Source organism: Allobosea sp. Root483D1 (assembly GCF_001429505.1).
In the GTDB taxonomy this organism is placed as follows: Bacteria; Pseudomonadota; Alphaproteobacteria; order Rhizobiales; family Beijerinckiaceae; genus Allobosea.
Window position 1 is genome coordinate 765548 of sequence record NZ_LMJW01000020.1, and the last position, 22547, is coordinate 788094.

Consider the following 22547-nt stretch of genomic DNA (forward strand, 5'->3'; position numbering starts at 1 on the left):
CGGCAACGGAATAAGCCGCCCATGCCGTCGTTTTCAGCTTCAGAGGCGTTTGACGGCCTCGGGATTTCGAGAGGATTTGCAATGACCCTCAATATTCTGATCGCCCCCTCCGGCTTCAAGGAATGCCTGGACGCCAGCGATGTCGCCCGCGCCATCGCCGAAGGGGTCAAGACGGCGATGCCGCAGGCCAGGACGATGCTGGCGCCGCTGGTCGATGGCGGCGAGGGCTTCACACGGGCGCTCTGCGCCGTGACCGGCGGCGCCCTGCACGAGCGCACCGTGACGGGCCCGGTCGGCGACCCCGTGACTGCGCATTTCGGCTTCCTCGGAGGAGTTGGACCGAAGACGGCGGTGATCGAGATGGCGGCCGCTGCCGGCCTGGCGCTGGTGCCGCGCGACCGGCGCGACCCGACGCTGACGACCAGCTACGGCGTCGGCGAGCTGATCGCAGCGGCGCTCGACGCCGGGGCCGAGCGCATCCTGCTCGGCTGCGGCGACAGCGGCATCAACGATGGCGGCGCCGGCATGGCCGAGGCTCTGGGCGTGCGCCTGCTCGATGTCGAAGGCGCGCCGATCGGCCGGGGCGGCGCGGCGCTCGGCAGGCTCGCCCACATCGATCTCGCCGGGCGCGACCCGCGCCTCGACACCGTCAGGATCGACGCGGCGGTCAACTGGCACAATGTGCTGCTCGGTCCGCGTGGCGTGGCCCGCGTCTTCGCCCCGCAGAAGGGCGCCAGCCCCGAGCAGGTCGTGATCCTGGAGGCGGCGCTCGAACTCTATGCCGACAGGCTGCACGCGGCGACCGGCCGGGATGTCTCGACCGCTCCTGGTTGCGGCGCCTCGGGCGGACTTGGCGCCGGGTTGCACGCGCTGTTGGGCGCGACGCTCCACCCGCGCTATGACATCGTGATGCGATATCTCTCCTTCGAAAGCATGCTGCGCCGGGCCGATCTGGTCATCACCGCCGAGGGTTGCCTCGACGAGCAGACCCCGTTCGGCAAGATCCCGGCCGAGGTCGCACGCCAGGCGCGGGCTCGCGGCATCCCGGTGATTGCGTTGGCCGGCACGATCGGGCGCGGCAAGGTCCGGATCAATTTCGAGCATGGGATCGACGCCTTCGCCAGCATCCTCAAGCGGCCCTGCACGCTGGAGGAGGCGATTGCGGAATCGGAGAAGCTGCTGCGTCGCGCCGCCGAGGACGCGATCAGGATGATCGGTGTCGGCATCCGCCTGCGGCGTGAGAAGGTGGCGGCATGAGCCGCCTCCGCCTTCGCCTCGGTTCCGGGCTGCGTGTCTCGCTGCTCGGCCTTGCGCTCGCCGGCGCGCCCTTCCTGGGCGTGCCGGACGATGCGGGCCGCATCCTTCCTGCGCTCGCTGATGACAGCGATGGCGACGACGGTGGTGATGGCGGTGGCGGGGCTGGCGGCGGAAGCAGCGGTGGCGGGGGCGGTCAAGGCGGTGGTGGCGGCAGCTCGGGCCGCTTCCGCACCGGCGGTGAGCACCGGATCGATGCCGGCCGCCTACTGCGCTTCTTCGGCGTTGAGGCGAGCCGGCCCCGCCGCGCCGAGCGCAGCGCGGCCCGCGCCGCTGCCTTGGCGGTGCCGCGCGAGATCGTCGCCGCCGGGCTGACCCAGGCCGAGCTCGACATCCTGAGCGGCGAGGGGTTCCGCGTCGTCGCGCAGCGCAATCTCGGCCTGCTCGCCAATCTGACAGTGCGGTTGCGGGCTCCCGCCCGGCTGTCGATGCAGCGCGCCCTCGCGCGCGTCCGCGCGCTCGCTCCCTCGGCGCTGGTCGACCTCAACCATCTCTATCGCGGCGCTGCCAGGCCTTGCCCCGAGGAGCAGTGCTTCTCGCTGGTGGCGCAGGATGCCCGGATCGACGGCGCCTGTCCCGCGCGCGGAATCATCGGCATGGTCGATACCGGCGTCGACACCGAGCATCCGGCGCTCGCCGGCAGGCCGGTCGAGACGGAGACGATCCGGGGGCCGGGCCACCGGGCAGCCTCGACGCAGCACGGCACCGACATCGCCATGCTGCTCACGCGTGGCACAGAGGCCGGCGGCCAGGAGCGCATCATCGCGGTCGATGCCTTCCATCGCCGCGGCGGTGGCGACAATGCCGACAGCTTCGACCTCGTCGGCGCGCTCGACCTGTTGGCGCAACGCAATGTCCGTGTCGTCAATCTGAGCCTGGCCGGGCCGGCCAACGCGCTGGTCGAGCGGATCGGCCGAACGATGCACGAGCGCGGCGCCGTGCTCGTGGCGGCCGCCGGCAATGACGGGCCCGGCGCCGAGGCGCGCTATCCGGCCGCCTATCCCTGGGCCGTGGCCGTCACCGCGATCGACCGCGACGAGCGCATCTATGCCCGCGCCAATCGCGGCAGCCACATCGCCTTCGCCGCGCCGGGCGTGCGCGTTCAGCTGAGCGACAAGGCGATGCGCCCGGCCGCGCCGCGCTCGGGCACCTCCTATGCGGCGCCGCTGGTCACGCTCGCCTTCGCGCAGCGGGCGGCGCGGGGGGACGCAATGAGGCCATCGACCCTGCTCGCCGCGCTATCGGTGGAGGCGCGCGATCTCGGCGAGCCCGGACATGATCCGGTCTTCGGCTGGGGCCGCCTCTCCTGCAGCCCGTGACGGAAGCGGGTCACGGCAATGCATGAGACCGGCACCAACCCGCAAGGATATGCCGCCCCTCCGCAGGCAGCGACGACCCCTGCCTTCGCGACCGAGCTGATCGCGCTGCTGCCGCGCCTGCGGCGCTACACGATGACGCTGACGCGCTCGACCAGCGAGTCGGAGGATCTGGCGCAGGCTGCCTGCGAACGGGCTCTGCGCGCCCAGGCGCAGTGGCAGGAGGGGACGCGGCTGGACGCCTGGCTGTTCAGCATCGCCCGCAACCTCTGGATCGACCAACTGCGCAAGCGGCGCCGGGAAGGAGCCAGCGAGGCGCTGGACCTGCATCCCGAACTGCAGGGCGAGGATGGCAGGCAGGTCACCGAGAGCGCGCTGACCGCCGGCTCGGTCCAGGAGGCGCTGGAAGAGATGCCGTCCGAGCAGCGCGACCTGCTGCTGCTCGTCTGCGTCGATGGCCTGAGCTATCGCGACGCCTCCGACCGACTCTCGATCCCGATCGGGACGGTGATGAGCCGGTTGTCGCGCGCGCGCCTTGGCCTGGCCCGAAGATTGGGAATGGAACCGAGATGACGAAACTCGCTGTGACCGACGAGGAACTGGTGGCGCTGGCGGATGGCGAGCTTGCGCCCGACGCGGCCGAGCGCCTGCATGGGCTTGTCGTCGCCGATCCCGATCTCGCGGAGCGTTTTGCGATCCTGGCGGAAACCCGCTTCCTGCTCGAAGGGGAGAAGGCGGAGGCGCCAGCGCTTCCGGACCAGCTCCCGGCAGCCGTCGCCGGGGCCGGCAGCCCGCCGGCCGCGCCGCGCCTGTCGGTGATCGGCGGCGGGAAGCCGGCGGTTTCAGGCGCGCCTTCGGCGCGCCGGTGGCCGCGTCTCGCCCTGCCGCTCGCCGCCAGCTTCCTGTTCATGGCCGGCGGACTGGCGGGCTACCTCGCGGGTGGTGGCGGGCGCTCCGATACGGGCGTTGTGCTGGCCGGTTTCTCCCGCGACGGCATCGATGCGGCCTTGTCGCAGACGGCCGGCGGCGGTGAAGCAGCCCTGCCGGGCGGCACGTTGCGCGTGGTTGCCTCCTATAAGCTCGGCGACGGACGGTTCTGCCGGGAATACACGCTGACGCGGGCCGCCGAGCCGGGTTGGGACGCGGTCGATTGCCGTGACGGCGGCAACTGGCGCACGGAATTCCTCGCCGCCAAGGCGCCGCCGGCACCCGGCTACGTGCCGGCAAGCGGCGATACCAGCATCGGAGCTTTTCTGAGTGAACGTGGCGCGGAGCCGGTCTCGCCCGACGAGGAACGCAAACTGCTCGGTGCCGGCAAGTAGTTGGTGCCGATGGCATGCCCCGCGGCGAAGGTCTGCGCTTGCCAGGCGGGCCATGTGACGGCAATGTCCGCGCGGCTATGATGTTCAGCAGATGTATGCCGGAGCGTGTTCTCGTCGGGCAGCAGGACACGGGAAGTCCAAAACATGATCATGCACGATGAGAAGGCCGGTGCCGGCAAGATGGGCGCAGTCACTCCGCTGAGCCGCCGCTCGTTTCTGGCCGGCTCGGCCGCCAGCCTTGGCGCGCTCGGGCTCGGCGGCTGCGTTACGCCAGACGGCATGAGCCTCGCCGAGGCTCAGAAGCTCTACGGGCCGGTCCCCGAGGAGAAATTCCCGATCCCGGCGATCGATGTCAGCCACGTCGATCCAAAATATTTCCGCCGGACGGTGGCCTATGACACCAAGGAAGCGCGCGGTACGATCATCGTCGACCCCGGCAACTACTATGTCTACCGCGTCGAAGGCGACGGGACCGCGACCCGCTACGGCGCCAATGTCGGCCGCGACGGCTTCCGCTGGAGGGGCGACGCCTATGTCGGGCGCAAGTCCGAATGGGCGACCTGGACACCGCCCAAGGAGATGATCAAGCGCCAGCCCGAAGCGGCCAAATATGCCCGCGGCATGCCCGGCGGCCTCGACAATCCGCTCGGCGCGCGCACGCTCCATCTCTATCAGAACGGCGCCTACACGCTCTATACGATCTACGCGTCCCTCGATGCGGAATCGATCGGCAACGGCATCACCAGCGGCTGCATCGGCCTGCTCACGCAGGACATGATCCACCTGTACAACGACACGCCGGTCAAGACGAAGGTGGTTGTCCTGGCGGCCTGAGGCAGCGGCGCCAGCCCCTGATATGGGCGCTGCCGGATCAGGCGGCGCTTGGGCGGGCTGGTTCTCGAAGTCCGGGCGGTTGTGCGGGTGGCGAGCGGGCGCGCCGCCGCCGGCTCAGGCGTATTCGGGCCGGCGCGGGGTGAAGACGTCGAGATTGATCACAGGCTCGTCGCCGACGACCTCGCCCCAATGCTCGACATTGGAGGGGATCACGACGAGGCCTCCGGGGCCGATCAGATGCTCCTCCCCGCCGATGAAGAAGCGGATCGTGCCGCTGACGATATAGGCGATCTGCTCATGGGGATGGCTGTGCGGCTTGGGCTCATGCCCCGGCATCAGCCGGTGCAGCGCCAGCGTCGCCGCCGAGCCGGAGAATGCCTTGCGGTCGACGCCCGGGCGAACCGGCGTCCATGGAATCTGGCTCCAGTCGATCTTGTGAATGTCCATGGCTGCGGCTCCGATCGTCGCTTGGTTGGTCATTTGGCGGCGCCGAGGATTCCCGACGGCCGGATGAACAGGAACAGCAGCAGCACCGACAGCGCCGCGACGTTCTTCAGCCCGGCGCCGAAGCCGACGATGGCGAGCGCCTGCAGCAGGCCAAGCAGCAAGCCGCCGAGAAAGGCGCCGAAGGGCCGGCCGAAGCCGCCGACGATCGCGGCGATGAAACCGCTGATCGCGAAGGGAACGCCGACATTGAAGGCGGTGTACTGCGTCGGCGTGATCAGGATGCCGGCGATCGCGCCCAGCGCCGCGCTCAGCGCGAAGGCCAGCGCCAGCATGCGCGAGACCGGGATGCCCTGCAGCGCCGCGGCCTCCCGGTTGATCGAGCAGGCGCGCATCGCCTTGCCGGTCCGGGTCAGCCCGAAGAAGGCGGCGAGCGCGGCGACGATCGCGAGCGATCCGCCGACGATCCAGATCAACTGATAGCCGATCGCGACCGAGCCGATCATCAGCGGCGGCCGGTCGGTGAAGACGGGCAGGGTCTTGGGCTGGTCGCCGACGGCGATCAGGGTCAGTCGCTCGACCACGATCTGGGCGGCGAGCGTGGCCAGGATCATGACGAACATCGTCGCCTTGCGGTTCCACAGCGGCCTGACGACGACGCGCTCGATCGCGACGCCGAGCGTCGCCACCGCCGCGATCGCGACCAGCGCCGCCAGGGGCAGGGGCACGCCGTTCCGGGCGAACAGCACATGGGTGATCATGCCGCCCAGCATCACGAACGCCCCCTGGGCGAAGTTCACGATACCGCTGGCGTTGTAGATCACGCAGAAGCCGATGCCGATCAGCCCGTAGACGCAGCCGATGCCGAGCCCGCTGACGAGGACCTGGGGGATATAGGACCAGTCAGCCATGGGGCGCCTCCTGCATGGCCGGCTCGCCTGCGGACGATTTGCCGGTGCCCAGATAGGCCGCGATCACGGCCGGGTCGGCGCGGACTTGCGCCGGCGTGCCCTGCGCGATCTTGCGGCCGAAATCGACCACGACGACGCGATCGGCGGTGTTCATGACCAGCGTCATGTCGTGCTCGATCAGGAGCACGCTGGTGCCGTCCTCGGCGATGCGGCGGATGATGCGGGACAGCACCGCCGATTCCTCGGTGTTGAGGCCGGCGGCCGGCTCGTCGAGCAGGATGAGCCGTGGACCCGCGGCCATGGCGCGTGCGAGCTCCAGCATGCGCTGGCGGCCATAGGGCAGCGCCGAGGCGGGCTCGTCGGCCATCACCGCCAGCCCGGCGAAGGCGAGGAGCTCGCGCGCCCGCGCCTCGACCGCCTGTTCCTCGCGGCGCGCCGAAGCCGGCCGCAGCAGCGCCGAGAACAGCCCGGCCTTGCCCTGCAGGTGGCAGCCGACCTTGACGTTGTCGAGCACGCTCAGATCCTCGAACAGCTTGACGAGCTGGAAGGTCCTGACCAACCCGCCGGCGGCGATCTCGGCCGGCGAACGGCCGGTGATGTCCTTGCCCTCGAAGGTAATCCGCCCGGCGCTCGGCGGCAGGAAGCCGGAGATCAGGTTGAACAGCGTGGTCTTGCCGGCGCCGTTGGGGCCGATCACGGCGGTGACGCCCTCGGCCGGCACCTCGAAGGAGACGTCGTCGACCGCCACCAGCCCGCCGAAGCGGCGCGTCACGCCTTCCAGCCTGAGCCGGGTCATGAGCGGCCTCGCGGGGAAAACAGGCTGGCGAGCCCGCGGGGCGCATAGATCAGCAGCACGATCAGCACCGCGCCATAGGCCAGGTCCTGATAGTCCTTGAAGGCGCGGAAGGTCTCGGGCAGCAGGCTGACGATCAGCGCGCCGACCAGCGGGCCTGCGACCGTCCCGATCCCGCCGACATAGAGCATGGTGAAGGTGACGATGACCATGTGCAGCCCGAAGACCTCGGGGCTGACGAAGCCGACGACATGGACGAAGAGCGAGCCGGCGAGCGCGGCAAACCCCGCCGACAGCAGGAAGGCGAGGAGCTTGTAGCGAGCGACCTCGATGCCGAGCGCCGTCGCCGCTTCCTCGCTGCCCGCGACCGCCGACAGCGCCCGTCCGAAGCGCGAGCGGCGGATCCGCGCGGCGGCGAAGGCGCAGGCCGCGACGACCAGCGACAGCAGGATGAGCTGGCCGCGGTCGGAGGTGACCTCATAGGGGCCGATGCCGAAGGGCGGGATGCCGGAGATGCCCATATAGCCCTGCGTCACAGACTGCCATTCGACCGTGATCTCATAGGTGATCAGGCCAATGGCGAGCGTGCCCATGGCGAGGTAGTGGCCCTTCAGCCTGAGCGTGGGAATGCCGACGATCGCGGCGACCAGCACGGCGGCCACGATGCCCAGCAGCATGGCGGGAACGGGAGCCCAGCCATGGCTGGCGGTCAGCACCGCCGAGAGATAGCCGCCGATCGCGGCGAAGGCGTTCTGGCCGAAGGAGACCTGGGCGGCAAAGCCCATGAACAGGTTCAGGCCGGTGACGAAGACCGCGTAGATCAGCGCGAAGGAGACGACGGTCGCCGCGTAGCCGCCGACGACCATGGCATAACCGACCACCACTGCGGCGAAGAGCCAGGGCAGCAGGCCGGCCAGCCTGAGCGGGCGCCGTTCAGGCGAAGTAATGCTGGGCGAGATCGTCATGGGAGGTGATGTCACGCGGATCGAGTTCGGCGACGATGCGCCCGAGCGAAAGCAGGTAGACACGGGCGGCGAGCTCGAGCGCCAGCGGCGCCTTCTGCTCGACCAACACGATCGACAAGCCTTCGCGGTTCAGGAGGCCGAGCGTCTCCAGGATCTCCCCGGTGACGCGCGGTGCGAGGCCGAGCGAGGGCTCGTCCAGCAGGAGGAGCTTCGGCCCGGCCATCAGCGCGCGACCGAGCGCGAGCATCTGCTGCTCGCCGCCCGACATCGAGCCGGCGGCCTGGCCGAGCCTTTCCTTCAGGCGCGGGAACAGCGTCAGGACGCGCTCGCGGCGGCGGTTGAACTCGGCCTTGTCGCGCAGGCGATAGGCGCCGAGCTCGAGATTGTCGGCGACGCTCATCGGGGCGAACAGGCCGCGTCCCTCCGGCACCAGCACGATGCCGCGCGCCGCGACTGCGACCGCATCGTTCCGCGGCAGCACCTCGCCACGGAAGCGGACCTCGCCGCCATTGACTGCCAGCCCCATGATCGCGCGCAGCAGCGTCGACTTGCCGGCCCCGTTGGGGCCGAGCACGGCGACGAGCTCGCCTTCGCCGATGCGCAGGTCGACCCCATGCAGCGCATGGATGTGGCCATAGCGCGCCGAGAGGGCGGTCGCGGTCAGGATCGGCGGGGCAACGCTCGCCTGGGTCTTGGCCGCGGCGGCGAGGCTCATTGCACCACCTTGACCTTGCCGCCTGCGATCGTGGCGAGCACGAACGGGTTCTCGGTGATGCCCTGGTGCAGGTCCGGCCGGAAGTTGTAGATGCCGGTCGTGCCCTGGAAGCCGCTGAGCTCCTCATAGGCCGCGCGAACCTTCTCGCCTTCGAACGACTTTGCTTTTTCGATCGCCGCGGCGGTCAGCATGACGCCGTCCCAGCCGCGCGAGGCCCAGTTCGGGTCGCGATCCTTGAATTTTTCGCGCCAGGGATCGAGGAAGCTCTTGATGCCGGCCTTGAGCGGTCCCTCGGGCAGCGCCTCGTAGACCTGCGAGGGCGAGGCGACGAAGAAGAACTTGTCGCCGAGCACCTCGGAAACGGGGCCGAACACGGCCAGATCCTCGAGGCTGGTCAGCAGCAGCATGTCAGCGCCGAGCTGCTTGATGTTCTTGGCGGCGGTGAGGGTCGTGCCACCGAGCCCGATCTTCAGGATCGCGCCGGCGCCGGCCGAGCGCGCCTTGCTGATCTGCACGCTGAGATCGGCGTCGTCCTGCTTGTACTGGTCGACCGAGACGACCTCGAGGCCGAATTTGGCGGCGTTGCGCTCGGCCACGCTCTTCTGGAGATTGGCGTAGGGGGTCGGGTCGTGCAGCACCGCGATCTTGCGGATTTGCGTCTTCTCCTTGAGGTATTCCAGACGCTTGTCGACCTCGAAGCCGGCCGGCGGCAGCGTGCTGAAGGCCCAGACCAGATGCTCGGCCTGCGTCGGCAGGATCGAGCACAGCATCATCGGCACCTTGGCCCGCAGCAGCAGGCCCGCCGCCGCGAAATTGCCGGCCGAGACGCAGCCGCTGACGAAAACGTCGACCTTGTCAGAGCTCAGCATCTTCCGGTAGACGGTCACCGCCTCCTGCGGCTCCGAGCGGTTGTCCTCGACCACCACCTGGATCTTGCGGCCCATCACGCCGCCCTTGGCGTTTACCGCGGCGGCTGCGAGCTCGACGCCGTCGCGCCAGGCGCGGTCGACGGTCGCAGCATAGCCGGTCAGGCCGGCGGAGACGCCGATCTTGTAGGGTTCCTGGGCCCTGGCGGGCATCGCGCCGGCCAGGGCGAGGCTCGCGGCAACGCCGGCCGCCAAAAGGGTCTGCTTCATCATCTGTCCTCCCCGTTTCGCTCGTTCCCGGTTGGTGGCCCCGCTGCGGGGCCCCGCCTTCTTCTTGGCTTCCAGTCTGGTGGCGGTCGCCGTCAGCTCGGCTTGCCGTAGCCGCCGCCGCCCGGCGTCTCGAGCAGCACCACGTCGCCGGCCTGCATGGTCAGCTTCCTGGCCTCGCTGACGGACTTGCCGTTGACGAGGAAGCGGCCGGGCGCGCCCGACAGGCCGCCATCGATGCCGTCAGGCCCGCGTTCCAGCCGACTCGGCACGGCGTTCAGCAGCCAGGGATGCTCGGTCAGCATGTGGAACTGGATAATCTGGCCGTCGCCACCCTGCATCCGGCCCTTGCCGCCCGAACCCGGCCGCAGTTCCTTGCGGTCGAAGACGATCGGCATCGTCGCTTCCAGGATCTCGATCGGCACGGCGGCGACGCCGGTCGGATAGCAGGTGGCGCTGGGGCCAGGCTTGCCGGCGCGGGCGCCCATGCCGCCGGAATAGTTGAACATCGACGAGGTGAAGGCTTCGCCGCTGGCGCGCCGGCCCTGGATCTGGATGGTCCAGACCGCGCCGGACCCTTCCGCCAACACGCGCTCCGGCATCACCTGGTGCAGCGCTTTCAGGATCGGCATCGGCACGTACATGCCGACGACATGGCGCGCATTGACCGGCGCCGGATAGGCGCAGTTGACGATCGAGCCGACAGGCGCCCGGACCTCGATCGGCGCCAGCGAGCCGGTGTTGTTCGGCAGCTCCGGGTTGAGGCAGGAGCGGATCGCGAAGGTCGAATAGGCATGGGTGTAGTTGAGGACGACGTTGATGCCGGTCGTCGTCTGCGGCGAGGAGCCGTCGAAATCGACGATGATCGAACCGCTCTCGGTATCGACCGTGACGGCCGTCCTGAGCGTGATGACCTCGCCGCCGGGCACGTCGAAGATTGCCTCGCCGTGATAGGTGCCCGGCTTCAGCTTGCGGATGGCGTTTCGCGTCGCGTCCTCGGAGCGGCTGATGATCTCGTCGGACAGGGTCTCGATGTCGTCGATGCCATAGCGCTCGCACAGCGTGACCAGATGCTCGGCCGCCGCCTCGCCGGAGGAGACCTGCGCCGAGAGGTCGCCGAAGACGGCATCGGGCGTGCGGACATTGTGGCGGATGATGTCGTGCAGCATCGCGCTCGGCTTGCCGCGCTCATAGAGCTTGAGCGGCGGGATCCAGAGGCCTTCCTCATGCACGTCGCGGGCGCCGGCGCCGATGCCGTAGCCGCCGATATCGGTGTGGTGGATGGTCGAGCCGATATAGGCGAGCAGCTTCTCTCCGTCGAAGATCGGCGTCAGGATGGTGATGTCGAAGAAGTGCCCGGCCGAGAGCCAGGGGTCGTTGGTGATCAGCACGTCGCCGGGCTCGCAGCGGTCCTTGAACAGGCGCACCAGATGCGCACCGGCGAAGGCGAGCGAGTTGATGTGGCCGGGCGTGCCGGTGTTGGCCTGCACCACCATGCGGCCGCGCTGGTCGAACAGCGCGCAGGCGAGGTCGCCGGCCTCGCGCACGATCGGGCTGAAGGCGATGCGCTGCAGCGCCTTGGCCCGCTCGGTGACGATGCCGATCAGGTTCGACCAGAGGATTTCGAGTTCGACCCCGTCCATCGGATGTGAACTTGCCATCGGACTTACCCTTTCGTGGCGACGATGCAGCCGAGCGCGTCGATCGTCGCGCTCCAGCCGGGCGGCAGCGCGGTCGTGGTCTCGCGCTCCTCGATGATGGCGGGGCCGGCGATGGTCTGGCCGGTGGCGAGCGCCGCACGCTCGTAGACGGGCACCGACTGGCCGTCTTCCCAGGCATGGACCGGCCGGTGGCCCTTGGGTGTTCCGGCAGCGATCTCGGGTACGGTCTGGCTGGCGGAATGGGGCAGGGGACCGCGCGCGACGACACGCCAGGTCACGAGCTCGATCGGGACATGCGAGGGGTTGACGCCGTAAAGCGTGCGATAGGCCGCCTCGAACTGCGCGGTCAGCGCGCCTGTGTCGCGGCCGAGCCGCGGATCGACCTCGAAGATGATCGTGACCTCGTGCTGCTGGCCGACATAGCGCATGTCGGCGCCGACCAGGATCGTGACGTCGGCGGGCGCGCAGCCGGATTCGCCCAGCGCCGTCAGTCCTTCCTTCTCGAGATCGCCGAGAACGCGATCGACACGGGTCCAGTCGAGCTGGTCGATCCGTGTCAGGTCGCTGCGCACGAGGTCGAGCCGCACGGGGGTGACGAGCGTGCCGAAGGCCGAGAGCACGCTCGATTGCGGCGGCACGATCACGCTGGTGCTCTGCAGCAGCTCGGCGACGCCGCAGGCATGCAACGGCCCGGCGCCGCCGAAGGCGAAGAGCGGCAGGCCGCGATAGTCGACGCCGCGATCGGTGGCATGGGTCCGTGCCGCCGAGGCCATCGCCTCCGTGACGACGCGGTAGATGCCGCGCGCTGCCTGCACGGGGCTGAGGTCGAGCGCCTCGCCGAGCCGTGCCATGGCGCCGTCGCAGGCCGCCTTGTCGAGCGACATGTCGCCGCCGAGGAAGTTCTCGGCATCGATCAGGCCGAGCACGAGATCGGCATCGGTGACGGTCGCGTTGCGGCCACCGCGGCCATAGCAGGCCGGGCCGGGAGCGGAGCCGGCGCTTTCGGGGCCGACCTTGAGCAGGCCGAGATCGTCGACATGGGCGATGCTGCCGCCGCCGGCGCCGATCTCGATCAGGTCGATCGAGGGCACGGTGACCGGCAGTCCGCTGCCCTCGCGGAAGCGGTAGCGGCGGTCGACCTCGAACAGCCCGGTGATCAGCGGCGTGCGGTTCTCGATCAGGCAGGCCTTGGCGGTGGTGCCGCCCATGTCGAAGGACATCAGCCGGTCGATGCCGAGCAGCTCGGCATAATGGCAGGCCGCGAGCGCGCCCGCCGCCGGGCCGCTCTCGATCATCCGCACCGGGTTTCGGCCGGCCGTCTCGGCCCCGACCACGCCGCCGGAGGACAGCATGATCAGCGGGGTGTTGGCGAAGCCCTCGCCGCGCAACCGGTCGCTCAACCGCTTGAGATAGGGCTGCGAGATCGGCATCGCATAGGCGTTCACCGTCGCCGTCGAAGCGCGTTGGTATTCGCGGATCTGCGGCGCGACCTCGGCGGAGCTGCAGATGAAGACGTCGTTGAGCTCGCGCGACAGGGCGGCTGCGACCAGAGCCTCGTTGTCCGGGTTGGCGAAGCTGTTGAGAAAGCAGATCGCGACGGCGCGCGCGCCGCTGGCGCGGATGTCGGCTGCGAGCTTGGCGATGTCCTGCGGGCTCGGGGCCAGTGCCAGCGTGCCGTCGGCCAGGACGCGCTCCTTCAGGCCGAAGGTCAGCTCGCGCGTGACCAGCGGCTCGGGGAACTCGATCTGCGGGTCGTACATGTCGTAGCGGTGCTCGTTGCGGATCGAGAGCACGTCGCTGAAGCCCTTGGTGACGACGAGCGCCGTCGGCAGGCCCTTGCGCTCGATCAGCGCGTTGGTCACGACGGTGGTGGCATGGACCACGACGCCGTCGACCGCGTCCGCGGCGATGCCGGCCTTGCCGAGCACGGAATCGACGCCGCGGAAGAACCCCTCCAGCAGGTCGTGATGCGTGGTCAGGGTCTTGTCGACGCTGAGGCTGCCGCGGGAATCCCGCAGGACGATGTCGGTGAAGGTGCCGCCGATGTCGACGGCCAGCGAATAGGTCATGGGCTCAGTCTTTCCAGGTCAAGCCACGCGAGATGCGTGCGGCGCTGCTGACGACTTCACGGATCTGCTCGGGATCGGGAACGGGCGGAATGAACTGCGTCGCGCCGACGATGGCGATCGAGCCGACGAGAACCTTGCGGTGGTCGAAGACGGGGGCGGCCACCGTGTTGACGCCGGTAATGACCTCGTCGGGCGCCGTCGCCCAGCCGCGGTCGCGCACCACGTCGAGATCGGCGAGCAGCTTCTCCCGCGAGACGATCGTCGCCGGGGTCCAGGCCTCGAGCGGGCCGTCGGCAATGGCCGCCGTACGCTGCTGGGAGCCGAAGGCGAGCCAGATCTTGCCATGGGCGCTGGCGTGGAAGGCGAGCCGCGTGCCGGGCCGCGTCGAGAACTCGATCAGCGTGCGGCCCTGGATCAGTTCGAGGACGATCAATTCGTCGTCGACCGCGGCGCAGACCGTGACCGCCTGGCCGGTGCGGTCGCGCAGGGTCATCAGCTCCTCGCGCGCGGCGCTGACGATGTCGAAGCGCTGCCGCAGCTGCTCGCCGAGCACCATCAGCTTGATCCCGGCTTCGTAGCGGCCGGTCTCGGCCTCCTGCCGGACGAAACCGTGGCGCTGCAGCGTCACCAGATGCCGATAGATCGTCGCCTTCGAGGCCGAGAGTGCCTCGGCGATCTGGGCGAGCGACGCCGGACGGCTCTGCTGCACCAGATACTCGACCGCATGCAGGGCGAGGTCCAGCGTGCTGGTGCCGGCCGGCGCAGGCTTTTCCGCGGCTTTTGGCAGCTCCGTCGACAAAGGCGTTTCCTGGGTTGCGTTTCAAATAATGAAACGTCATTTTGATATTTGATACGCTACGAGCGAGCCGCGGGGCCTGTCAAGGTGCTCGGTGGCAATCTCGGGAGCGGCTGATACTTTGTTCGTGTTGACTTCGACCGAAGCGATAGCTTCCTTCGCTGCCATAGAAGGGGTCTATGGCGATGACGATCAGCTATTCAGGGCTTGCTGCGTTCCATGCCGTCGCCGAAGCGAGCAGCTTCACGGGCGCCGCCAAAGCGCGGAATGTGAGCCAGCCGACCTTGTCGTCGCAGGTACGGGGGCTGGAGGAGGCCTATGGCGTCCGGCTCTTCGATCGCATGGGGCGGCAGGTCAAGCTGACCCCGCTCGGCCAGAACCTCTTCGTCATCACCGCTCGTCTGTTCGCCGCCCAGGACGAGGCGCAATCGCTGCTGGCGGGAACACGCACCCTGCAGCGCGGGCATCTGCGCATCGCTGCCGACAGCGCGACCCATGTGATGACGGCGCTGGCCCGCATGCGCGAGAAATATCCGGGCCTGACCTTCTCGATGACGATCGGTAATTCGTCGCAGGTCGTCGATCAGATCATGGACTTTGCCGCCGATGTCGCGATCACGGCGCGGCAAAGCTCGGACCCGCGGCTCTACACGGTCAAGCTCCGCTCGGACCGCCTGGTCGCCTTCGTGTCGAGCAGCCATCCGCTGGCGGTCCATGACGCGATCCCGATCGAGGCCTTCGCCGGCCAGGACATCGTCCTGCGCGAGCGCGGCTCGATCACGCGGGAGGTCTTCGAGGGGCGGCTTTTCGAAGCGTCGGTGCGGCCGGCCAACCTGCTCGAGGTGCAGTCCCGCGAGGCGGTGCGCGAAGCGGTGGCCGCAGGGTTCGGCATCGGCGTGATCTTCAGCGCGGAGTTCCGGGCCGACGAGCAGGTGAAGTGCCTGGCGATCACCGGCACGGATCTTTCCGTGGGCGAATACGCGGCCTGCCGCGCCGAGCGACGGCGCATCCCGCTCGTCCGCAGCTTCTTCGAGACGGTTCAGGAACTGGCGGCCGCGGATTGACGCTCACGCCATGCGCATCAGCACGAGCGAGGCCACGATCAGGCCGCACGCCAACAGGCGCGAAGGCTGCAGCGGCTCCTTCAGCCACAGGAACGCGATGACCGCGCCAAACAGCACCGAGCTCTCGCGAAGCGCCGCGACCAGCGGAATCGGCGCCACCGTCATGGCCCAGATCGCGATCCAGTAGGCGCCGAGCGCGAGTGCCCCGCCCGCAGCGCCCTGCAGCCAGAACGGCTTCATCTCGGTCCAGGCGGAACGGCCGCGGCGCAACATGACGAAGAGCGTCAGCGGCAGCGCGTCGATGGCGAAGAGCGCCGCCGAATAGGCATGGGGATCGCCTGCCGCGCGCGCGCCGAGCCCGTCGGCCAGCGTGTAGCCGCAGATCATGACGGCGGCCAACCCGGCGAAGCCGATCGCCGCGAAGTCGAACCGGCTGCCGCGCCGGCGTCCGAGTATCGAGATCAACATGATCCCGAGGCCCAGTACGAGGACTGCGAGGAGCTGAAGCGGAGCGAGCTGTTCGCCGAGGAAGGTCACGCCGATCGCGGTCGTCAGCAACGGCGCGCTGCCGCGCGCCAGGGGATAGATCTGGCTCATCTCGGCGCGCCGATAGGCCTCGGCGAGCCCGATATAGTAGCCGAGATGCAGCAGGAGCGAGGCGACGAGCCAGGGCCAGGCCTCGATACGAGGCAGCCCGGTGACCGCGAGAGCCGGCAAGGCCAGCAGGCCGGCGGTCAGCGAGATCATCGTCATCGCCAGAATGGGTTCCAGCCGGACTTTGACGAAGGCGTTCCAGCCGGCATGCATCGCCGCTGCCGCGAGGACCGCGAGGAAGGTTCCGAGGGTCATGCCGGGAGCTCGATGAAAGGACAGGACGTGGGAACGGCGAAAGGCGAGAAGGCGAGGGCGACCTTGCGGTAGATCTCGCGCTTGAAGGAGACGACCCGCGCCGGCATGTCGGCGAGTGGCAGCCAGGCCCATTCGGAGAATTCCGCCGGCTCGTCGCCATTCGGCCTGGAGATGTCGAACTCCGCCTCGCTACCCTCGAAGCGAAACGCGACCCAGCGCTGGCGCTGCCCCCGGAAGGCAGCGAGCCTGTGCGGTGGTCCGGCGTAGGGCGGGAAATCGTAAGCCCACCAGTCCCCGGTCACGGAGAGAAGCGAGAGCGAGCTGGCGCCGGTCTCCTCCGCGAGCTCGCGGCGCGCCGCGGCGACGATGTCCTCGTCCGGATCGATCCCGCCCTGCGGCAATTGCCAGTCGAAGCCGGGCTCGACGATCTCCGGTCCCGAGCTTCGGCCCCGCCCGGCGAAGACGAGGCCCTCGGCATTGAACAGCGCGATGCCGACATTGGGGCGATAGGGCAGGCCGGGCTGGCCGGAGAGCGGCATGGTCATGGGGGGCTTCCTTGCCGATCACTCGGCCGCGTTCAGCAGGCGCGTCGCCTGGAGCAGGCCGCGATGCTCCAGCAGGCCGTGCACGGTCGCCGCGATATGGGCCTCGATGCGCTTCAGGTCGCGGGTGATGTCGAGCCGCAGGGCGCTGAGGACCAGGGCCTCGCGGTCGCCCTTGCGCATCTCGGCGAGATGATCCTCGATCGCCTCGCGCTCGAGCTCGCGGAAGGTCTCCTTCTCGCGCACGAGCCGTCGGGCGGTCGCCTCGTCCTGCGAGATGAAGACGGTCACGGCCAGGCGCAGATGGTGGCGCAGGCGCTCATGCATGTCGCAGAGCGAGGCGAGCGCCGCGCTTGGCAGGCGGCGCTGGTCGCGAATGCGCTTGCCGGCCATTTGCATCAGGTTCTTTTCGACGATGTCGCCGATGTGCTCCAGGTTGATCGCCAGCGCGAGCAGCGCGGACAGGCGCCGCTCGTCATGCTCGGAGAGCGCTTCATGCGCGATCGCGCCGACATAGAGCTGGATCTGGTCGTAGAGGCTGTCGAGCACGTCGTCGGCGCGCCGGATGGCGGCGACGCAGCCTGCATCGTCGCTCTCCATCGCGCTTGCCGACGTCTTCAGCATGTCGTCGACGACATCCGCCATGCGCAGCACCTCGCGCGTCGCATTGGAGAGCGCGATCGTCGGCGTCGCGAGCGCCGACTCGTCGAGGTAGCGCGACCGCGCCGGATCGAGTTCCGGCGCGGGCTCCGGCAGGAACCGGGTCAGAAGCCGCGCAATCGCGGGCAATGGCAGCAGGAACAGGGCGGCCATGACGAGATTGAACGCCAGGTGGAATGCGGCGGCAGCCGGCGCCGCGGCAAGCGGCAGCGCGGCCAGAAGCTTGACGATCAGGGGCAGCGCGAGGAGGCCGAGCGCGCAGCCCGCGAGCCGGTTGGCGAGATTGCCGACCGGTACGCGCATCGCCGCGTTCCCGGCGCTGCGTGCCTGCACCAGCGGATTGATGGCGGTCCCGAGATTGCAGCCGAGGACCATCGCGACTATTGCCTCCGGGCCGATGGCACCGGCAGTCGCAAGGCTCATGACGACGAGAATGGCCGCCAGCGAGGAATGCGCGGCGAAGCTGAGCACGGCGGCGAGCAGAAGCGCGACCGCGGGGTCGCCCGACAAGGCGGCCAGCAGCGTGCGCAGCACGCCGGAGTGCTCCACCGGCTGCATGGTCGCCTGCATCAGCTTGAGCGCGAGCAGCATGAGGCCGAGGCCGAACACCACCTTCGCGCCCTCATGAGCGGCGATCCGCGTCAGGCGGCGCATGCCGACATAGCCGGCGAGCAGAAGGACCGGCACGGCGGGGCTGATGTCGAAGCTCACGACCTGCACCAGCAGCGTCGTGCCGACATTGGCGCCGAGCATCATGGCCAGAGCGGCCGGCAATGCCACGAGGCCCGCCCCGGCAAAGGAGCTGATCATCAGCGCGGTCGCCGTGCTGGACTGCAGGACCGCCGTCACGCCCAGTCCCGCCAGGAAGGAACGCCAGCGGCTCGACAACCCCGATGCCGCGAGCGCCCGCAAGCGGCTGCCGAGTGCCGCTGACACGCCGGCGGTGACGAGTTGAACGCTCCATAGCAGCAGCGCGACCTCGCCGGCCAGCGCGAGCAGGGTCTGGGTGGGGCTCTGCGTGGGCATGATCTCGCCGCCCAAGTTCTGCTCAGCGCTGCCGCCAGCGCTGAAGACGCCCGAAGACCATCCGGTCCAGGGCCAGATGCGCCAGCTTCACCGTGATGGCAGTCGCCATGATGACGGCTGCCATGCCGGCCGCCGGAGCGACAGCGCCGGCCTCGTCCATATGGACGATCGCGATCGAGGCGAGCTTGGTGTCGGCGCCGTAGAGGAAGATGACGGCCGAGACGGTGGTGAGCGCATTGACGAAGACGTAGACCGCGATGTTGAGGATCGCCGGCATGCAGATCGGCGCCGTCACGCGCCGGAAGGTCGACCAGAACGGAACCTTGAGCGAGGCGGAGACGGCTTCGAATTCGGAATCGATCTGCTTGAGGCTCGTCACCGAGGTGATGTGGCCGACCGTGTAGAAATGCGCGATCGTGTTGATGACGAGGATGGCGAGCGTCCCGTAGAGGAAGCCGAGCGGGTTCCAGCCGGCATTGAAGAAGAAGACGTAGCCGAGGCCGAGGACGAGGCCGGGAACCGCCATCGGCAGCATCGCCAGGAACTGGGCGAAGGCGCGCAGGCGCGGGGCGACCTTGAGCTTCTCGATCAGATAGGCGCCGCTGAAGATCAGCGCGGTCCCGATCACCGCCGTCAGCGAGGCCAGCATCAGCGAGTTGCGGTAGGGTTCCCAGCCGCTGGGCTCGACCGCGGAGAAATCGTAGTTCGCGAGCGTCAGCGACAGGTTGTACGGCCAGTAGCGGACGAAGGAGCCCCAGACCGCGACGGCATAGGGGCCGACGACCGCAAGCGCGACCAGGCCGGCGAAAGCCAGCAATGCGAGGTCCCGCCGCCGCTCCGGCTTCGGCTCATAAGGCACGGCCCGCGCCGACAGCATCGCGCTTTGGCGCTTCTGGACCAGCCGGTCGGCGAAGAAGGCGAGGACCGCAGGCACCAAGAGGATAATGCCGACCACGGCGCCCATCGGGAAGTTCTGCTGGCCGACGACCTGCCGATAGGCATCGGTGGCGAGCACGCTGAACTGGCCGCCGATGACCTTCGGGATGCCGAAATCGGTGACCACGAGCGTGAACACCACGAAGGTGGCGCTGATCACGCCATAGCGCGCGCCGGGAAGGGTGATCGTGCGGAAGATGCGCCAGCGGGTGGTGCCCATGGCCTCGGCCGCCTCGCGCAGCCGCCCATCCGAAAGCGCGAGCGCGGTGACGAGGATCAGCACCGCATGCGGGAAGCTGTACAGGGTCTCGGCGGCGATGATGCCGATCGGCCCGTAGAGCGAGGCGCCCATCATCCAGGATTTCAGCAGGCCCTGGTTGCCGAACAGGTAGATCAGCGCGAGCCCGGACAGCAGCGAGGGCGCGAACACCGGCACCATGGCGGCCGCATAGAACAGGCCCTTGCCGGGAATCCGGCTGCGGCAGAGGGCGTAGGCATAGACGAAGGCGAGCGGCACCACGATGGCGGTCGTCAGCCCGGCCACGAACAGGCTATTGACCAGCGACGCCAGGAGCGTCGGCGTGGTCGCATAGGTGATGAAGTTCGCGAGGCCGACGAAGCGCCCTTCGACATCCTCGACACTTTTCGAGAGCAGCGCCCAGAGCGGCAGGGCGATGATCAGGAAGAGGACCGCGCACAGCGCCAGGATCAGCGCGCCGGCGACATGACGCTCGCTGAGCCGCGGCGGCGAGAGCTTCACGGTCGCATCCGTCATCGCCAGCGGGGTTGCGGCGTCGCTCATCGCCCGCTCCCGGCAAAGACGTGCAGCGCCTCGGGCGGAAAGGCGACCGCGCGCACCTGCCCCGGCAGGATGCCGAGATCGCGCATCGCATTGGTCGAGAAATCGGCAGCGATCCTGGTCGAGCGCGAATGTGTCGGCTCGAGATGCGCTCGGCAATAGGAGCCGAGAAAGGACAGGTCGCCGATCGTCGCCTCAAACCGGTTGGGGGTGTCGGCGGTGATCGAGCGGGTGCGGACCTCCTCGGGGCGCATGGCGAGCCGCACCGGCGTGCCCACGGCGAACGGCGCGGCATTGGCGACGAGCAGGTCGAGCTCGCCGACCCGCACCTGGCCAGGCCCGGTGACGACGGCGTCGAGGAAGGTCATGTGGCCGACGAAATCGGCGACGAAGGGCGTGCCCGGACGCCGGTAGATCTCCTCGGGCGTGCCGACCTGCTCGACGGCGCCGTCGCTCATCACGACGATGCGATCGGCCATGGCGAGCGCTTCTTCCTGGTCATGCGTCACCATGATCGTGGTCACGCCGAGACGCTGCTGCAGCGAGCGCATCTCGTCGCGCAGCCTGACCCGGACCTTGGCATCGAGCGCCGAGAGCGGCTCGTCGAGCAGCAGGAGTTCCGGCGAGGTCGCGAGCGCGCGGGCGAGGGCGACGCGCTGCTGCTGTCCGCCGGAAAGCTGGATCGGATATTTCCTGCCCTGATCGGGCAGGCCCACCAGCGTCAGGAGCTCGTCGACGCGCCGGCTGATCTCGCTGGCCGGGCGGCGCCGGTTGACGAGCCCGTAGCCGACATTGTCGATGACCGTCAGGTTCGGGAACAGCGCATAGGACTGGAAGACGATGCCGAAATCGCGCTCCGAGGGGCTTGCCCGCGAGACGTCGCGCCCGCCCATCTGGATGCTGCCGCTGTCCTGCAGGTCGAGGCCGGCGATCGCGCGCAGCAGGGTGGTCTTGCCGCAGCCCGATGGGCCGAGGAAGCAGACGAACTCGCCGCGACGAATGTCGAGGTCGATGCTGCGCAGGGCCTGGAAGCTGCCGAAGCTCTTGGCGAGCTTGCGGACCGAGAGAAACGGAGCCGTGTTCGTGGTCATCGTACCGACCTTCTTTTGAACGCGCAGCGATGGCGTCGGGTGAGCGACCACCCCGTCGCGCCCTGCATGAAACGCGCCGGACGACCCGCTGCGGCGGGCCGCGCCGGCGCGATGGCGTCAGTTCTTCGGCGCCGCCTTCGACTCGTAGCGCTTCGACCATTCGGCGAGGACGCGCTCGCGATTGTCGGCCATCCAGGACAGGTCGTTCTTGATCATCCCGGCCTCAGCATTGGCCGGGTAGTTGGCGGGCTTGTTCTCGATGCCGCGCGCCGCGACGATGGCATAGGTCTTCGAGTAGAGCTCGTTGGCCTCCTTGCTCGTCGACCAGTCGGCGACCTTCTTGGCGACACTGAGGTTCTTGCTGCCTTTGACGATGGCGCTGGCCTCCATCTCCCAGCCGACGCCCTCCTTCGGGATCACGACCTCGATCGGCGCGCCCTTGCTCTTCTCGGCGGCGCCGCGCATGTCGAGCGCCAGGCCCACGGTACGCTCGCCGCGCGCCGCCTGGACGCAAGGCGCCGAGCCGGAGTGCAGATAGGCGGCGATGTTCTCGTGCAGGCCGTCCATGAACTTCCAGCCCTCGGCCTCGCCCATGCTCTGCAGCCAGCCGGCGACCATCAGATAGCCGGTGCCGGACGAGGCCGGGTGCGGCATCACGATCTTGCCCTTGAGCGCCGGGTTGAGCAGGTCCTTCCAGGAATTCGGCACCGCGATGCCCTTGGCCTCGGCGGTGTTGAAGCAGACGACGCCGAGATAAGCGTCCATGCCGGTCCAGGTGTAGGGTTCGTTGCCGTCACGGAAGACCGGCTTCAACGCGTCTGCGCCAGCAGGCTTGTAGACTTCGAGCAGGCCGGCCTTCTCGAACATCAGCAGGCTCGATGCCGCCAGGCCCATCACCATGTCGGCCCGCGGATTGTCCTTCTCGGCCAGGAAGCGGGCGGTGATGACACCGGTGGAGTCGCGGACCCAGACCACATCGGCGTCCGGTACGGCCTTCTCGATCGAGGCCTTGAACGGCGCGAGCTGGTCGTTCTCCAGTGCTGTGTAGATGGTCACCTTGGTCTTCTGTGCCTGGGCGACGCCAGGAAGGGCAAGTGCGAAGGCGCCGATGACGCAGGAAGCAAGCCAGTTCTTCATATTCTCATCCCCTCTTTCTGATTGGTTTGAACGCTCTTTCGACGTTTCTTTCCCCTGACATACGAAAACGCAGGCGGATCGCTCCGCCTGCGCCTGATTTCCTGGTTACGCGTTCCAGGGCGTCGACCAAGTTTTGACGTTGGTGAAGGACTTCATGGCTTCGACGACGC

21 protein-coding genes are annotated in these 22547 nt (G+C 68.7%); 6 read left to right on the forward strand and 15 right to left on the reverse strand.

The annotated features are described in order from the left end of the window. Positions 1-81: 81 nt before the first annotated feature. The 5 genes from ASE66_RS22215 (at position 82) to ASE66_RS22235 (ending at position 4786) form a co-directional block, all read left to right on the forward strand. Entirely contained in the window at positions 82-1257 is a 1176-nt protein-coding gene (locus tag ASE66_RS22215) for a glycerate kinase (protein ID WP_057191876.1), read from the forward strand. After that, complete coding sequence (locus ASE66_RS22220) at positions 1254-2633, forward strand: S8 family serine peptidase (RefSeq protein ID WP_057191877.1); 1380 nt, start codon at positions 1254-1256, stop codon at positions 2631-2633. The genes ASE66_RS22215 and ASE66_RS22220 overlap by 4 nt, the downstream gene beginning before the upstream one ends. A gap of 18 nt (positions 2634-2651) precedes the next feature. Beyond that, on the forward strand, positions 2652-3203 hold the full coding sequence (locus tag ASE66_RS22225; protein WP_082613639.1) for an RNA polymerase sigma factor: 552 nt from the start codon (positions 2652-2654) through the stop codon (positions 3201-3203). Next, positions 3200-3952 (forward strand): anti-sigma factor family protein, encoded by a 753-nt coding sequence (locus ASE66_RS22230; protein WP_057191878.1) that lies wholly within the window; start codon positions 3200-3202, stop codon positions 3950-3952. The genes ASE66_RS22225 and ASE66_RS22230 overlap by 4 nt, the downstream gene beginning before the upstream one ends. 144 nt (positions 3953-4096) lie before the next feature. Beyond that, positions 4097-4786, forward strand: coding sequence for a L,D-transpeptidase family protein (locus tag ASE66_RS22235; RefSeq protein WP_057191879.1), 690 nt, complete (start codon positions 4097-4099; stop codon positions 4784-4786). A gap of 114 nt (positions 4787-4900) precedes the next feature. Here ASE66_RS22235 and ASE66_RS22240 read toward each other — a convergent pair whose 3' ends face one another. From ASE66_RS22240 to ASE66_RS22280, 9 genes are all read right to left on the reverse strand, one after another. Next, entirely contained in the window at positions 4901-5233 is a 333-nt protein-coding gene (locus tag ASE66_RS22240) for a cupin domain-containing protein (protein ID WP_156412267.1), read from the reverse strand. A gap of 29 nt (positions 5234-5262) precedes the next feature. Then, entirely contained in the window at positions 5263-6141 is an 879-nt protein-coding gene (locus ASE66_RS22245) for a branched-chain amino acid ABC transporter permease (protein ID WP_057191881.1), read from the reverse strand. After that, positions 6134-6937, reverse strand: coding sequence for an ABC transporter ATP-binding protein (locus ASE66_RS22250; protein WP_057191882.1), 804 nt, complete (start codon positions 6935-6937; stop codon positions 6134-6136). The genes ASE66_RS22245 and ASE66_RS22250 overlap by 8 nt, the downstream gene beginning before the upstream one ends. Beyond that, a complete protein-coding gene (locus ASE66_RS22255; RefSeq protein WP_082613640.1) occupies positions 6934-7899 on the reverse strand; it encodes a branched-chain amino acid ABC transporter permease in 966 nt (321 codons plus the stop codon). Before ASE66_RS22255 ends, ASE66_RS22250 begins: the two co-directional genes overlap by 4 nt. Next, on the reverse strand, positions 7868-8614 hold the full coding sequence (locus ASE66_RS22260) for an ABC transporter ATP-binding protein (RefSeq protein ID WP_057191884.1): 747 nt from the start codon (positions 8612-8614) through the stop codon (positions 7868-7870). Before ASE66_RS22260 ends, ASE66_RS22255 begins: the two co-directional genes overlap by 32 nt. Continuing rightward, on the reverse strand, positions 8611-9750 hold the full coding sequence (locus ASE66_RS22265) for an ABC transporter substrate-binding protein (RefSeq protein ID WP_162262522.1): 1140 nt from the start codon (positions 9748-9750) through the stop codon (positions 8611-8613). Before ASE66_RS22265 ends, ASE66_RS22260 begins: the two co-directional genes overlap by 4 nt. A gap of 92 nt (positions 9751-9842) precedes the next feature. Beyond that, positions 9843-11408, reverse strand: coding sequence for a hydantoinase B/oxoprolinase family protein (locus ASE66_RS22270; RefSeq protein WP_244495015.1), 1566 nt, complete (start codon positions 11406-11408; stop codon positions 9843-9845). A 5-nt stretch (positions 11409-11413) separates the two neighbouring features. After that, positions 11414-13477 carry a hydantoinase/oxoprolinase family protein gene (locus tag ASE66_RS22275; RefSeq protein ID WP_057191887.1) on the reverse strand — a complete coding sequence of 688 codons (2064 nt, stop codon included), beginning with the start codon at positions 13475-13477 and terminating at the stop codon, positions 11414-11416. A 4-nt stretch (positions 13478-13481) separates the two neighbouring features. Next, positions 13482-14276: an IclR family transcriptional regulator gene (locus ASE66_RS22280; protein ID WP_057191888.1), complete on the reverse strand. Its 795-nt coding sequence runs from the start codon at positions 14274-14276 to the stop codon at positions 13482-13484. A gap of 176 nt (positions 14277-14452) precedes the next feature. Between ASE66_RS22280 and ASE66_RS22285 the strand changes: the two genes are divergently transcribed. Then, the gene (locus tag ASE66_RS22285; protein ID WP_057191889.1) at positions 14453-15337 is read left to right on the forward strand and encodes a LysR substrate-binding domain-containing protein; all 885 of its coding nucleotides are present in this window, start codon (positions 14453-14455) and stop codon (positions 15335-15337) included. Between the two features lie 3 nt (positions 15338-15340). On the opposite strand, the gene ASE66_RS22290 is transcribed toward ASE66_RS22285, so the two are convergent. The 6 genes from ASE66_RS22290 to ASE66_RS22315 all read right to left on the reverse strand — a co-directional run bounded on the left by ASE66_RS22290 (position 15341) and on the right by ASE66_RS22315 (position 22377). Then, the gene (locus tag ASE66_RS22290; RefSeq protein ID WP_057191890.1) at positions 15341-16186 is read right to left on the reverse strand and encodes an EamA family transporter; all 846 of its coding nucleotides are present in this window, start codon (positions 16184-16186) and stop codon (positions 15341-15343) included. After that, positions 16183-16731 carry an RNA pyrophosphohydrolase gene (locus tag ASE66_RS22295; RefSeq protein ID WP_320409777.1) on the reverse strand — a complete coding sequence of 183 codons (549 nt, stop codon included), beginning with the start codon at positions 16729-16731 and terminating at the stop codon, positions 16183-16185. The genes ASE66_RS22290 and ASE66_RS22295 overlap by 4 nt, the downstream gene beginning before the upstream one ends. 18 nt (positions 16732-16749) lie before the next feature. Continuing rightward, the gene (locus ASE66_RS22300; protein ID WP_057191968.1) at positions 16750-18414 is read right to left on the reverse strand and encodes a Na/Pi cotransporter family protein; all 1665 of its coding nucleotides are present in this window, start codon (positions 18412-18414) and stop codon (positions 16750-16752) included. A gap of 22 nt (positions 18415-18436) precedes the next feature. Next, positions 18437-20152 (reverse strand): putative 2-aminoethylphosphonate ABC transporter permease subunit, encoded by a 1716-nt coding sequence (locus ASE66_RS22305; protein WP_082613641.1) that lies wholly within the window; start codon positions 20150-20152, stop codon positions 18437-18439. Then, positions 20149-21240, reverse strand: a complete 1092-nt coding sequence (locus tag ASE66_RS22310; protein ID WP_057191891.1) for a putative 2-aminoethylphosphonate ABC transporter ATP-binding protein — start codon at positions 21238-21240, stop codon at positions 20149-20151. The genes ASE66_RS22305 and ASE66_RS22310 overlap by 4 nt, the downstream gene beginning before the upstream one ends. 117 nt (positions 21241-21357) lie before the next feature. Then, the gene (locus ASE66_RS22315; protein WP_057191892.1) at positions 21358-22377 is read right to left on the reverse strand and encodes a putative 2-aminoethylphosphonate ABC transporter substrate-binding protein; all 1020 of its coding nucleotides are present in this window, start codon (positions 22375-22377) and stop codon (positions 21358-21360) included. Positions 22378-22547 lie beyond the last annotated feature (170 nt).